Here is a 14964-nt window from a genome sequence, read left to right as displayed (position 1 = left end):
TGTTGCCCTCAAGACGATCTACCTTTTTAATCTTGTGTTTTAATGAACTGTTTCCAGTTAATCCTTTGCCTATTGCTGTCAGCGATAGGTTTTGCTTCTTTTGTAGTGAACATGCTACATCCATTAATGCTTGTAAACGTTTGCCATGGATAAAAGGACATTCCTCCATGAGATGGTCATGTAGTAAATCGATAGGTTCCATCATTTTCCCCAAACAAATTTGTTGGGGAAAATTAGATCACGACTTCAACTTTACTGCAATTATTTTTAGCAAATTTGAGGGGATATATCAGTGCGCGGGCATGACAGTTTCTTTGTCATGTACCGAGATAAAACCACCAAACAAGAATAAAACTCCGTTTCCCGGAAGGGTTCGAACCGATGAGGTTCGACAAAATGCGCAGCGAAGAGCGCACAGCGCGGCGAAGCATTTTGGACGCGCTTTAGCGCGCCGCAAAGCGGAGAGGAATGAGCAAAAGCGAATGACGAATCTATCCTTGCTCATCAAGTGGCACTCCGTACTTTACAAGATTAAAAAATCGCAACTACCCACGTCATCCTGAACGCACTGCATTGGTGTTCGGGAGAATTGAGCTTCTTTCGATCAAATCCCCTCTCCACCGCGCGTAGCGTGGGGGAGAGGGTTTAGGGTGAGGGGGTTAAATCCCTGCGCGCAAACGCGCGTTCAATTAAATTATTTACTACAATGATAGGTTCTTTTCTTTCTCTTTTGACACTGATTCATCGTAATAGCTGTTGATATAGGTTGCGCATGCCTCCAAGGAGCATTTTATTTTAAAAACAATAAATGATCTTCCAATGTCGTTTCTCGAATTACCAAGTTGATTTTTGTGAGCTTGGTTGCAACTGCATTATTTTTTAAGCGAGTGACAAAAAAAAACATTTATAGTGAGCGCGCTTTTGCACGCAAGTATTTTACCCCCCTCACCCTAAACCCTCTCCCCCACGCTACGCGCGGTGGAGAGGGGATTTGATCGAAAGAAGCTCAGTATTCCCGGACAATAGCGCAATGCGTTCGGGATAACATGGGTAGTTACCTAAATACTAAAATTCAGTTGTAAAGTTACATGAGTATATTAAAATATTCTAATATACACACACTGGAACTTATTATGCCAGCCAGAGCATTAATTTCAGAGAAAATGGCAGAGTTCTTAAGTGCTATTGCTCATCAACACCGAATACGAATCATTGAAGAACTCCAAACCGGAGAGCACAACGTCAATAGCTTGCAAACTATTTTAGGAACAAGTCACTCTGTAGTATCACAACACCTTGCCACACTCAGAGCCCATAAGGTAGTCAAACAACGCAAAAATGGAAATCAGGTTTTTTATCAATTGGTACAACCAGAATTAGCTGATTGGCTTCTTCAAGGACTGACCTATCTTGAAGGAGGATTAAAATCAGCTGAAACTATCCGATCTGCAGTTAATGAAGTGAAAACCTTATGGAACCACACTCCAGATCGCTTATATAAGGATAAACAATGAAAACATTGACTAAAGAAATGCAAGAAGCGATTACCCCCGTAATTGCCCTACATTTATTACAAGAAGGCAATAAACGATTCATCAATAACCTAAAAATTAATCGCAACCTGCTGCAACAAGCCAATGAAACCTCTGATGGACAGCATCCTTTTGCAATTATTTTAAGTTGTATTGATTCAAGAACTTCAGTTGAATTGATTTTTGACCAAGGTTTGGGTGATGTATTTAGCGTACGCATTGCTGGAACTATAATTAACGAAGATGTTCTAGGCAGTATGGAGTTTGCCTGTAAAATTGCCGGCGCCAAAATCATAGTCGTATTGGGTCATACCAAGTGTGGTGCCATTAAGGGGGCCTGTGATCATGTAGAAATGGGTCATTTGACTGCATTGTTAACCAAGATTCAACCTGCGGTTAGTGCGGAACAGACAGTAATCGAAGACCGTACCTCAAATAATGAAGAGTTTGTAGAAAAAGTGACCGCTATTAATGTGCGCAAAACGGTGCATGCAGTTATGGAGCGTAGCACTATATTAAAAAAACTGATTGAAAAAGGAAAATGCGGAATCATTGGAGGAAATCATGATATTTCTACAGGCGAAGTGAAGTTTTATCAAGATACTAAATTTGGCTTTTTTAAGTCTGAATCTCAATTATTAAAAGCATCGGATAGTCACCTCCAAATCAGAGCCAAACTTTAGGATGTAATGACCATTGTTCCTAACGGCTTCATTAAAATAACCTTTTAAAATGTGAGGAATACTTGAATCTGTTGATATTTCATTCTTTCCAGACCTATTTACTGCGAACAACTCCTGAGAACTCCTCACTTTTTAAGGTTGTCCTTGGCTCATAGCCGTCAGGCTAAGGGCCAAAGACCAGCCTCTCTGGCTAACCCCATCAAATAAAGTTTAGTCTACTGCCTCAAGATGTAGATTGAATGAATGGACGGCATGTTTTTAAATAAAAGCAAAATCAAAATTCATTGCCTAAATGACTTGTTCCAAGGAGCATTCATCGTTATTATCTTACGAGTACTCTTGCAAAAAGTAATATACAACCAATGAGCAAAGGCTCATTTTCTCTTTGAAGAAGTACTGGTAGGTCACATTGCACCAAGTGACAGAAAAAGATGTGGTGAACACCCATAATTCTATAGGGATATTCAAATACTTATGTTGAGGACTCTAACAGTAATCATTTGCTTTTTACTTAGCTCCTGTATGGTTGGACCTAATTTTAAAGAGCCTCAAAAAAAAATTGCTGAACATTGGCTGGAAAACAACCCGTCAGTAAAACAAGCGCCAATTCAAAATGCGACTTGGTGGAATGTGTTCCATGATCAGACATTAACCTCAATAATTCAGAATGGATACAAAAACAATCTGTCATTGCAAATTGCGGGGGTACGCGTATTACAAGCCCGTGCTCAACTCGCTCAATCAGTTGGAGAGTTGTATCCTCAGCAACAAGAACTCAATGGAAGCTATACCTATTGGCGGATTGGCGGCAGTCAATTACAAAATATTTTACCTCCTGATTTTCTGACTGCATCCCTAGGCTTTTCTGCAAGCTGGGAACTCGACTTTTGGGGTAAATACCGCAGAGCTATACGCTCAAACGATGCAGCTTTTCTTGCATCTTTAGCCGCTTACGATCAAGCATTAGTTACTCTCACTGCCGATATTGCCAGTACCTTCATAAATATTCGTACCCAGGAAGAATTAATTAAAATTACCAAAACAAATATTCAGGTTCAGGCGTCAAGTTTGCGAATTGCTAAAGCTCGTTATAAAGGTGGACAAACCAGTTTGCTTGATGTGGAGCAAGCAGAAACAGAATTGGCTGAAACACAATCAAAGCTTCCTCAACTGATTAGTGAACTGCAACACCAAAAAGATGTATTGGGTGTTTTATTAGGTACAACTCCAAATAAAGTAGATGCCCTCATCCAAAAAAGTCATGGTATTCCCAAAGCCTCAGCGCGTGTTGCTGTAGGTATACCCAAAGAGGCCGTTGCACGCAGACCCGATATTTACCAGGCAAGGATGGAAGCTATTGCTCAATCCGAAGCCATAGGTGCAATCAAGGCTAACCTCTTTCCGTCTTTGTCATTAAACGGTTCTTTTGCATTTTCGTCAAACAATATAGGCAGCACGTCGATCAGTGATCTGTTTAACTGGTCAAATCGAACCATTACTGCAGGCCCTTCTATCATATGGCCATTCTTAAATTATGGCCAAATTACAAACTCGGTCCGTGTGCAGGATGCCGTATTCCAACAAGCATTATTAAATTATTTGAATCTTGTGTTAAAAGTTCAACAAGAAGTACAAGATAATATAACTCAATACATCGAATCTCAAAAAACAGAATATTTACTGACCCGAGCCAATGGTTCAGCAATCCAATCAACCAAATTAGCGATAATCCGTTATAAAGAAGGAGAGTCTGATTACACCACCGTTCTCAATGCGGAACAGCAGCAACTTCGTGTTCAGACTTCATTGACTAAAGCAAAGGGAGACGTCTCTCTCTCCTTGGTAGCACTATATCGTTCACTTGGCGGTGGCTGGCAAATACGAAATGGTAATGATATTGTTTCTAGTCAGGTAAAAAATGAAATGGCTGAGCGAACCAATTGGGGTAGTTTACTAAAACAATCGAATCATCAAAAACCAGTAACAAACAAACAACAAATAAAACAACTTTATCTACCAACCTGGTAATTTTTATGAATTTAGATAATAAATCGCAATTATTAAAAAAAGCAGCAATTGGATTAGCCATCCTTTGTGTTATCTATCTTGTAATGCACCCACACAAGAGCAATACGCCAAGCCTTCCGCCTCCGGTCGTTATCATACAAAAACCCAAACTAATGGAAGTAACAGAGTACATCACCCAGACGGGAAACACTGTTGCCTATAATTCGGTTGATTTGGTTGCCAGAGTTGATGGGTATCTGGATTCACAAAAATTTGTAGACGGCACCTATGTTAAAAAGGGACAAGAGTTGTTTGTTATAGAACCTGAGCCCTACTACGAACAACTTAAAGCTGCTGAAGCTACAGTAGCAGCACAAAAGGCAGCATATGCTTATGCCAAAACAGAATATGAACGCCAACAACTGATGTACAAACAAAACGCCACTTCATTAAAAAGCGTTGAAAAATGGGCCTCTAAAAAAGATGAGGCCAAAGCAGAAATTGACAAAGCAGAGGCCGATGCCAAAAATGCTGCGATTACTTACAGTTACACTCATGTACTTGCTCCATTTGATGGACGTATTGGACGTCATTTAGTCGATCCAGGTAACCTCGTAGGAAATGGCGCTGCAACTAAACTGGCTACAATAGAACAAATCAAACCAATATACGTCTATATATACCTCAATGAGCTGGATTTACTCAAAATACGTGCAGCGGCCAAGAAAAGAGGATTAAAGGCCTCCTCTCTCCCCAAAGTACCTGTTTTTGTCGGATTGCAATCAGAAACTGATTTTCCCCACAAAGGCTCATTGGATTTCGTCAATACAGGCTTGAATTCATCAACAGGCACCATGGAATTCAGAGCACTATTGGAAAATGCACAACTTGATCTTGTTCCTGGGCTTTTTGTAAATGTACGCATTCCAGTATCGGAACCGTCTAAAAAACTAACCATACCGGATACCTCTATTCAATACGATCAGATAGGAGCGTATGTATTGACTGTCGATTCAAATAATTACGTAGTGCTTAAACGCATTGAGACAGGCAGTTTGAATAATGGAATGCGGGCAGTTCTTAAAGGGATTGATCCCCAGGACAATATTATTGTTTCTGGTCTTCAGAATGCGACTCCAAGTCATCTGGTATCGCCAAAAACACAGAATGATGGTTTACAAAAAAAGAATTAGGTAACACTCAATATCATTAATTTAATATCAGGGTTATTCAGGGAGAGTAGCAATTTAAATGATTTCAAAATTTTTTATAGAACGCCCAGTGCTGGCGAATGTAATTGCTCTCTTTCTTGTTTTTATAGGGTTAATTGCTATATATATTTTGCCTGTGGCTCAATACCCGGCCATAGTTCCTCCTACTATTCAGGTCACGGCGAACTATCCAGGAGCAGATGCAAAGACACTGATCAATACTGTTGCCCTACCGATTGAGCAACAAGTGAATGGTGTTGAGGACATGCTGTACATGCAATCGACAAGCACAAACAGCGGTACGTATAATCTGATTGTCACCTTTGCGATCGGCACCGATCTCAACTATGCACAGGTACTAGTCCAAAACCGTGTGCAAGCTGCTTTGGCTCAATTACCTGAATCCGTTCAAAAGCAAGGGGTAGTCGTTCAACAAAAATCCACTGCAATCCTGCAATTCATAACCTTAACATCTAAAAACAATGAATATGATGGAGTTTTTCTAGACAGTTATGCAGAAATTAATATGCAGGACGAATTGTCACGATTACCAGGTGTCGGAAATGTTGTAGTATTTGGTGCAGGCAGTTATGCCATGAGAATTTGGCTTGATCCAGGGAAAATGCAAGCATTTTCACTAAATCCAAGCGACGTCATTAATGCAATCAGTTACCAAAACAAAGAAGTTTCAGCGGGTCAGCTCGGTGCACCACCAACAATGGGTGATCAAGCATATCAGTTAACAGTAAATGTGCCAGGCCAACTTGCTGATGTAAATCAATTCGCTAATATTATTATCAAAACCATAGATACATCCTCCAACGAAACCTCAAATGCCAGCAGCACCGCTCAAATCGTGCGGATAAAAGATGTGGGACGTGTTGAATTAGGTTCATCAAGTTACAGTCAGCTTGCCAAATTTAATGGGAAACCCACTGCGGCAATTGGTATTTATCAGTTACCCGGCGCGAATGCTTTGGACGTTGCCAGCGAAGTAAGAAAAACAGTAGAAAAAATGTCTAAAAAATTCCCACCGGGATTGCAATACGACATTCCCTTTGACACGACCATGTTTGTTAAAGCGTCAATCAGTGAAGTGTATAAAACACTTATTGAAGCAGGCATACTCGTTTTAATCGTTATTGTGGTTTTTTTGCAAAATTTTCGTGCCACACTGGTACCAGCAACCACAGTTCCGGTAACAATAATAGGAACATTTTTTGCCTTATTGCTGATGGGGTATTCCGTCAATTTGCTTACTCTTTTTGGATTGGTTCTAGCAATTGGTATTGTAGTAGATGATGCGATAGTGATTGTTGAAGGAGTTACCCAGCATATTGAAAAAGGAATGGCTCCCAAAGAAGCATCGATTAAAGCCATGAAAGAACTTTTTGGCCCAATTATGGGTATCACCATGGTGCTAATGGCCGTTTTTGTTCCCGCAGGGTTTATGCCAGGACTCACTGGAGCCATGTATGCCCAGTTTGCTCTGGTTATTGCTGCAACTGCCTTTATTAGCGCCATTAATGCGATGACACTCAAACCGACTCAATGTGCGCTCTGGCTAAAACCTGTAGATCCTTCAAAACCTAAAAATATTTTTTTCAGAACCTTTGATCGAATATACAATCCCTTAGAGGAAGCCTATGTAGGTTTTATTGATCGCCTGGTACATCATAGCGGGGTGGTATGTCTGGTTGGTGCGTTATTGGTTCTTCTGGCTATTTTTGGTTTGACACGTATTCCAACAGGCTTTATACCCATAGAAGATCAAGGTTATCTTGTCTTGAACATCCAATTACCCGATGGTGCCAGTCTCGGACGAACAAACAAAGTAACTGACGAATTAAGAGATAAAATATCACGTATTGATGGCATAGAAAATATTATTACTATCGATGGGATCTCTCTTTTAGACAATAACTCAAGTCTTTCAAATGCTGGAGTGATGTATTTAATCTTTAAGGATTGGAGTTTAAGAGGAAAATCAGAAGATCTGATGGCGCTCTACACTAAACTCAATGCCATAGCCAAAGAAACTCTGGATGCCAAAGTTATGGTTGTAGTTCCCCCTTCTATACAAGGATTAGGTCTTTCTGGTGGCTTCCAAATGCAAATAGAATTACAAGATGGAAGTTTTGATTATAACAAACTGCAACAAGTTACAGATCAATTCATAAATCAAGGGATGTTACAGCCTGCCGTACAAAATTTGATAACTTCATTTCGCTCCAAGGTACCCCAGGTTTCCGCACCAATTAATCGGACAAAAGCTGAGGCTTTGGGTGTTCAGGTAGGAGATGCGTTTGATGCATTACAAACGTATCTTGGCTCATCCTATGTCAATTTATTCACCAAGTTTGGACAAGTATTTCAAGTTTACGTTCAGGCCGATGCTAAATCACGAGGCACAGCTGAAGACTTAAGGAATTACTATGTAAAAAATCAATCCGGTTCAATGGTTCCATTAGGCACATTAACAGATGTAAGTCCGGCTGTTGGTCCTGCGATTATCTCACTGTATAACCTCTATCCCTCCAGCAACATAAATGGTATTTCCGCAAAAGGGTTCAGTTCAGGTCAAGGAATCCAAGCCATGGAACAAACCGCCAAAGAACAATTACCTCCAGGACTGTCCTATGAATGGACCAGTACAGCCTATCAAGAAAAAATTGCCGGGAATATGAGTTATTATATTTTTGCGTTATCACTGGTTCTTGTTTATCTGATACTTTCAGGCCAGTATGAAAATTGGCTCATCCCTACCTCCATCATTTTCAGTGTACCCCTCACCTTGATAGGAACAGTATTAGCTCTTTCCAGCCTGGGTATGGATAATAACATGTATACGCAAATCGGCTTGTTACTCTTAATTGCTTTGGCAACGAAAAACGCGATATTGATCATTGAGGTGGCGCATGAGCACCGCCAAATTCATAAGAAATCCATATTTGAATCAGCTGTTCTGGGAGCAAAAACACGTTTTCGCCCCATTTTAATGACGTCATTTGCGTTTATTATGGGAGTTATGCCCTTGGTATTTGCAACTGGTGCTGGGGCTAATGCACGACGATCAATCGGGATTGCTGTATCCAGCGGAATGATTGCATCTACTTGTCTTGCTGTTGTTTTTGTTCCTGTTTTTTATGTCTTATTGGAAACCTGGCAAGAAAAAAGAAAGGAAAAAAGAACAAATAAAACGGGTGATATTGAGCCAATAAAGCAAGAATAATCCCATTCATTCGATGAATAAGGCTGACTCACAGGCCAACCAGGTACATTCATGTTTTGTTCATTGCAGAGGCTTATTATCCATTATGCACTGTATACGGCGTGTTTTGACTCCTCTGGAATTGTCTTCGAATTGGCTCCAGATCCAGACAGGTAACTCACAACCTTTAGATTCAAACAACTGATTCAAATGCAGTACAAGCGCTTCTTTTTCACTTATCTCAGGAAGCGTTTGTATCTTAAATTCATTGAAAGCATGCTGTGTAATTCGATAATCATCAAAATCGAAAGGAAAACTGGCCATCTGTTGTCTTATCAAATCAGCAAAAACAGGTATGACCTTATCTTCTTTCACGCCATAACAAATATCACCTACACGCCCTTCAATTGTTGATAAACGGGTAAACACATGACCTGATTGATCTTCAACAAGAACATCATCGAGTCGATATCGGATCATGGGCTGAGTGGTGCGCAGCAAATCAGTGATAATTGGTATAAAACGATGTTCATCCACCCATTCTTTTTCAATAATGAGGAACTCTTCATTCATGGTTAAATGGTTCGTTTGTTTATCGCTGACAGCCAGAAACCCTTCCGTGCATTGATACACTTGAGATACCTGGCACTTGAAGGCTTTTTGTATCAGGGCTTCATCGTGTTTATCAAGCACTTCTGCTACGGAAAAAATTTTTTTAGGTGAAATATTCAAACGTATGATCTGTCTTGATAATGCAACCAGAACACTGGCAGGTGCAGACAAAATCGTGGGTTGCAGCGTATTTAATTGATCGATTTGGGTATCAAAGTCATCAAGCAAGTCAAAAAAGGTGAACTGTATCCTCCTGCTTTTGTTCAGCGTCATATAAAGTCGGTTGTTAGCCCTTAGAAAAAAAGCAATTCGTTCATTGGTTTTCAAGCCAGAAGGAAGTACTTTAGCCAATAAGATTCCTGCCCACATGCTGCGTTCCTTGTTGCTTACAAGAAAAAGACCACGTTGAGTGCTGGTTCCAGAAGACAAACCAACTGCAATGTTACCGATCAATGCTGAAAAATCCCTTGATTGTTCTGCGTTCAGAGCAACCTTAAGCGCATCACTCTTTTTTATTCTCAGGGTATTAATTGAATCGAAATGTTCCATCATGATGTTTTTGTTAATAACAGGCCATTGTTCAAATGGTTTATCTAAATAGTCTTTATAGAATGGAGATTTGGATAAGGTGTTTTTGACCAATGCTTTAAATTTTTTTTGCTGGTAACGAAGAAGTTGATCTCTTGAGGTAAACCAACGCTGTAAAAATAGAGTTTTAAAATAGTAATACACTATACGTACTATCATCGGGCATTACCTTCTAGTGTTTCAGAGATAATCTTGCAATGCGATGGAATAATGTCTATTTCCTTATTTTGATTACTTAAGGCATTTAAACTTCTGATCGTTTGAAGATACTCTTTTTTATTGTGGTGAATGAGATAGGTTAACTCAGATGGAAACACCAGGTTTTTGTATGTTTCTTGATGCCAGCAACTGTCTGCGATTAAAAAGGTCTCTTTTTTTGATTGAAAATACAAGCCAATTTGACCTTTTGCGTGACCAGGCAAGCTGATGGCAAAAAGCTGACCATCACCAAACAAATCAAAACCGGAAGCAAAAGGCATCAAACTGGCCGGAAGAGAGATATCCATGTCTAACGTAATGACTCGTTGATAAAAATCTTCAGGCAATAGCTTTGGTAAAAATCCTTGCATTAACGCCCTAATTCCTTTTTTATTCCTGACATCCTCAATTGCAGAAGGATGGCATATAAAGCGTGCATTGGGAAAGTCAATAATTCCTCCAATGTGATCCGCATGAAAATGGGAAATCACAATATACTTGATTTCCTTCGGAAGGATGTTGTTCTGTATTAGTTGCTCTTTTAAAGAGTGTTTTAAAACTACAGGAGTCAAATGCCTATAAAGAGAGAATGGAAATTTTTTAGTCAGCTGAAAAAATCGATCACTATATCCTGTATCGAATAAGATATAACCCTGTTCCGGGTGCTTTATCAGAGCACATAATGCCGGATATTTTGACTTCTTGAGCGGTCCATTACTCCGCGTCATTCGTTCGCAGTGACTGCAATATCCTGCTTCAAACAATCGATATTCAATCATAAAGAAGTGCTCCATTTTGCGTATAATTCAAAACCTTGTTCAATGCTCACATTAGGACTGTACTTTAAATCCCTAATCGCAGCGTCAATATTTAAAGTCTGTCCAAAATTAAGAACTCCCGCACTGTATCGAGTTAAAATCGGTTCTTTTTTAATGAATGGAAGGCTGTGTATTAGCTCAAGGCATTGAGCCAAAAAATGAGCTTTTGAATAAGGGACGGTTCGAACAGTTAACGGTTTTTTTAAGGCGTTGAATAGGAGATCAAGTATTGCAATCAATGTTTTGGGTTCACCATTAGTCAGGTTGTATTTATTTCCAAAAAAACGGGGATCCGCGTGAGCGGCAAGAATCAAACCATCCACCACATTATCCACATAAGTGATGTCAATCAAATTATCTCCGCTCCCGATTATAGGAAGCACTCCATTTTTTTCAGATTTTAAAATGCGAGGAATAATTGAACGATCATAAGGCCCAAAAATAGCTCTTGGTCGTAAAGTAATAACGCGAAGTTGTTTGGCTTTATATGCCTCATCAATTAAGGATTCAGCTAACAATTTTGTTTTAACATAATGGTTTGCCGGAGTTTGGGGTAATAAAGCATCTTCTTTAATGTTATAACGTTCTTTAAAATCAAAATAAATACTGGGTGATGAAACATAAACAAGTCGAGCATCATAGGGTGTTGCGTCAATTACGTTTTGGGTTGCAACTACATTTGCCTCATAAAACTCCTTAAAAGTACCCCATGGGCTTGATAAAGCTGCGCAATGAAAAATAACATCCACGCCTGTTGCAACAGTTTTCAGGGAGTCTCGTTCTTTCAAATCCAGGGGAATAAAATGAGCACCCATTTGATTAAGTTGATCACCCAGCAATTTATTTCGCCCCAAGGCGAGAACGTCATGTCCTTGCTCGAGCAACCGTCGAGTTAAATTCATTCCAAGACAGCCAGTACTTCCTGTGACCAAGCAATGCATATCAAAACTCCAAAACGATTCCGCCAGCACTCAATCCTGCACCTGTACCCAATAAAAATACCAGATCTCCTCGTTGAATTTTTTCATTACGTACAAGATGATTCAGTACTGTGGGTATTGAAGCAGCAATCTGGTTACCATGATGTGCATAGATATCAACAAATTTATCTTTAGAAAGATTAAGTCGTTTTCGTATATGATGCATCGCAAGCAAACTGGCTTGATGAGGAACAACCCAATCAATATCGGCCAGTGTCACTCCTGCTCGCGTCATTAACTCATCGGTCAATTGATCTACTAATTTTGAGGCTAATTTAAATACTTTTTTACCATCCATGTAAAAGAGATCAGAACGCGGATCGCGACCTGCTTTAGAAGGTGGTATCAGTGTCCCTCCAGCGATTACCTGACAATAAGTTGAACCATTGCTGTTTGTAATGAGATGCGAACCTAAAATACGTTGGGAACCATCGCTTTTTTCTACCAGACAAGCAGCTGCGCCATCGCCAAAAATGGTGCAGGTTTCTAAATCTGTCCAATCAATACCGGCAGAAGCAATGTCGCTTGAAACAATCAAAATTCGGTTAAATCGGCCGCCGTCAATCAGGTAAGAGGCAACATCAAGAGCGGTTATGAAGCTCAGGCACGTGCTGTTGATGTCAAAACAACTGATTCCCGACTCCTCGAGACCCAGTTGTTTTTGGATCAATGCTGCAGTACATGGTATCAGTTGTTCCCCTACTCCACTCGCACTGATGATGGCATCAATCTCGGTTAAACGAATTCCGGCCTGTTCAATGGCTTTTAATGCCGCTTGTGCTCCCATATAAGAACTTGTTTCTTCAGGTGAAGCAAAGTGTCTGGAAATAAGTCCAGATTTTTTTTCCACCGTACCAGGTGGCAAACCTAAACGAACATCCAATTCTGTAGAAAACACCTTGTTCAGAGGTAAATAATTACCGGTTCCTGTAATTTTAATGGCTGGCATAGGCTATCCTTCTTCGAATAATAAATTAGTCATTGGTAATCCTCTGTTTTTTATAAAAATCAGAGTCGTTAGCGAAAAAATTCCGACTCAATTGAGCAAATCCATAAAACATGACTTGAGTTCTATTTGTTATAAAAAAAGACAAACAAGCACCAATGTTTTTGAAAAACAACACGTAGCTTGAACAGACTCGATATAAGCTTTTCCTGTGATAGGTACTATAGCCATGCAGGAATACTCTTGATGAGCAAAATACACTTGGGGAATGACGTCTGTTTTTAAGCAATTGAACCCAAGGATGAGTCAAATTGGCACTGTCATTTAAATTAGAAGGATATCCGTCACGTTCCATCATAGTTCCTGTTACAATCTTATTAGCAACCGTTTAAACTCAAGTACGTTTAGTGGCTGTTAACTACTCATAATTTATTTCCAAAATCGCGAGACACCGAACTCCGTATAGTCCATAGTACCTCTTTATTTTAACATTAAAAACTAAAGTATGTTACAGCTAAAACATCCTTTTTCCCGAGTTTCCCTTTCAACTTATTGTGCCAGTAGTTCTGCAAGTCCCAGTTCTAATTGGCGCGTTTTTTCTTCAATCAAATCAATCTCGGTTTGTTAATTTTTAGTGCTTTCCTCAAATTGTTGCAACTGCTTTTGGATAGTCCCCTAATAGCTCCATATAATCCTCACAAACGCACCACGCAAAATGTTCAGAATTAAAACAATTTTATCAGGGGATCATTAAGGAAAAATTAACACTTTGTTCATTTTGTTCCATTCGAATGCGGTTAACCTGGTCAGAGTTTGATGTGCCTGACAAACCTACTTTGGTGATTTGTTATCAACTTTTAGTCTCTGTTGATAGTTCATCTAATCTATTTACCTCAACTTCCTACACTTTATGTCGGTTCTTCACTTAAAATGCGTTCATTAATCGATTCCGCGCATAAAACTCGAAATATAGGGTAAGCAAGTCATTGTCAACAGCCCCTGGTAGAATGATCCACATCTTGTTCTTCAACATTAAAGGCAGGAATTGTAATAGATAACAAAATACTTAGGTAAGCGTATAAAATACGGTATTCTGTCGACAAATAAATGCATACATGCATTTTGGGGTGCTGTTACTTATTAAGTTTAATTGTTGGTTGCTTTCGGTCTTTATTGCTTTTTTTTTGCCTTGAAAAGTGATATCTCTTGCATTTTTTATTGATTTGATGGAAAATAACAGTACAAAATATGAGCAAAAGAGCCATAAATGAATCGAAATACAAATAAAATGCCTACAAACCATTTGATCGATCAAATTCCCGGTTATTTTTCTATTTTAGATATCAATTCCAATTTTATGTTCGGGAATTCAATTTCTCTCCAAGTATCCGGCTTTCAAACCTTGGATAAAATGCAGGGTTACTCTTATTGCGATATGAAATGTAAAGCGTCCGAGGAACATGAAGAATTTTATCGTCAGGATAGGCTGGTTATCCAGCAACAGAAAACATTGAGAATTTTAGGTAGTTATTGTTACCACAATGATAATTGGCGAATTATATACGGCGAAAAATTCGCACTAAAAAATGAAGACAATGAGTTAACTTCTATTGCCCAGCATTTTTATGATGTCACTCATACCAATGTTTTTAATTTAATGCTGCTTTATGAATTTGAGTCGTTGTCAAAAACCAAATCAAACAAAGCACTGGGTCAAAAAAGTTTTATCATCGAAGATAACTATCCCGAGCTAAGTCTTTCTGAACGAGAAACGGAGTGCTTTTTTTATTTGTTAAGAGGGCATTCAGCAAAAGCCGTAGGCACGAAATTGAATCTGTCGGTTAGGACGATCGAATCTTATTTGGAAAATATAAAAAATAAACTCAGTTGTTCGAGTAAATCAGAATTGATTGAGAAAGCATATTCTTTAGGGTATTTGCACATCATTCCTAAAACGCTCTTTCAACTCAATGCTGGCCTGGTGTGAATGTATCTTTTATACACATTCCACCTCGCAATATCCCGAATAATTATTGAGGCATATTCTGATAATCGAGTAGTTTATATTCATTCTTGACTATTACCCAAAGTATCAGTACATGTTCTGTACAAAAGTATGAAAAGAACATAGAATGTCTGTTTATTTCAATTAATTCCCTTCACGTTCCATACGGATGG

The 14964-nt window shown here is 39.2% G+C and carries 10 protein-coding genes and 1 pseudogene; 6 read left to right on the top strand and 5 right to left on the bottom strand.

What is annotated here, in order from left to right; all coding sequences use genetic code 11:
- Positions 1–205: pseudogene (locus tag G543_RS18925) on the bottom strand (IS4 family transposase); the annotation flags it as partial.
- Between the two features lie 928 nt (positions 206–1133).
- Between G543_RS18925 and G543_RS0104625 the strand changes: the two are divergent.
- From G543_RS0104625 to G543_RS0104605, 5 genes are all read left to right on the top strand, one after another.
- Positions 1134–1514, top strand: a complete 381-nt coding sequence (locus G543_RS0104625; protein ID WP_028383504.1) for an ArsR/SmtB family transcription factor — start codon at positions 1134–1136, stop codon at positions 1512–1514.
- Positions 1511–2215 (top strand): carbonic anhydrase family protein, encoded by a 705-nt coding sequence (locus tag G543_RS0104620; protein WP_028383503.1) that lies wholly within the window; start codon positions 1511–1513, stop codon positions 2213–2215. The genes G543_RS0104625 and G543_RS0104620 overlap by 4 nt, the downstream gene beginning before the upstream one ends.
- 474 nt (positions 2216–2689) lie before the next feature.
- Entirely contained in the window at positions 2690–4243 is a 1554-nt protein-coding gene (locus G543_RS0104615) for an efflux transporter outer membrane subunit (protein ID WP_028383502.1), read from the top strand.
- A gap of 5 nt (positions 4244–4248) precedes the next feature.
- The gene (locus G543_RS0104610; RefSeq protein WP_028383501.1) at positions 4249–5415 is read left to right on the top strand and encodes an efflux RND transporter periplasmic adaptor subunit; all 1167 of its coding nucleotides are present in this window, start codon (positions 4249–4251) and stop codon (positions 5413–5415) included.
- A 58-nt stretch (positions 5416–5473) separates the two neighbouring features.
- Positions 5474–8665, top strand: coding sequence for an efflux RND transporter permease subunit (locus G543_RS0104605; protein WP_028383500.1), 3192 nt, complete (start codon positions 5474–5476; stop codon positions 8663–8665).
- 60 nt (positions 8666–8725) lie between these two features.
- Here G543_RS0104605 and G543_RS0104600 read toward each other — a convergent pair whose 3' ends face one another.
- The 4 genes from G543_RS0104600 to G543_RS0104585 are packed head-to-tail and all read right to left on the bottom strand — an operon-like array spanning position 8726 to position 12789.
- Complete coding sequence (locus G543_RS0104600; protein WP_028383499.1) at positions 8726–10003, bottom strand: F390 synthetase-related protein; 1278 nt, start codon at positions 10001–10003, stop codon at positions 8726–8728.
- Entirely contained in the window at positions 10000–10821 is an 822-nt protein-coding gene (locus tag G543_RS0104595; protein ID WP_115343511.1) for an MBL fold metallo-hydrolase, read from the bottom strand. The genes G543_RS0104600 and G543_RS0104595 overlap by 4 nt, the downstream gene beginning before the upstream one ends.
- Positions 10818–11801 carry an NAD-dependent epimerase/dehydratase family protein gene (locus G543_RS0104590; protein WP_028383497.1) on the bottom strand — a complete coding sequence of 328 codons (984 nt, stop codon included), beginning with the start codon at positions 11799–11801 and terminating at the stop codon, positions 10818–10820. Before G543_RS0104590 ends, G543_RS0104595 begins: the two co-directional genes overlap by 4 nt.
- Position 11802: 1 nt before the next feature.
- On the bottom strand, positions 11803–12789 hold the full coding sequence (locus tag G543_RS0104585) for a beta-ketoacyl-ACP synthase III (protein WP_028383496.1): 987 nt from the start codon (positions 12787–12789) through the stop codon (positions 11803–11805).
- A gap of 1264 nt (positions 12790–14053) precedes the next feature.
- Here G543_RS0104585 and G543_RS18315 point away from each other — a divergent pair.
- A complete protein-coding gene (locus G543_RS18315) occupies positions 14054–14773 on the top strand; it encodes a PAS and helix-turn-helix domain-containing protein (protein WP_028383494.1) in 720 nt (239 codons plus the stop codon).
- Positions 14774–14964 lie beyond the last annotated feature (191 nt).

The sequence above is a fragment of the Legionella moravica DSM 19234 genome (genome assembly GCF_000423305.1).
In the GTDB taxonomy this organism is placed as follows: Bacteria; Pseudomonadota; Gammaproteobacteria; order Legionellales; family Legionellaceae; genus Legionella; species Legionella moravica.
Note: the sequence above shows the minus strand (reverse complement) of the source record. Positions and strands in the feature narration are given on the sequence as shown.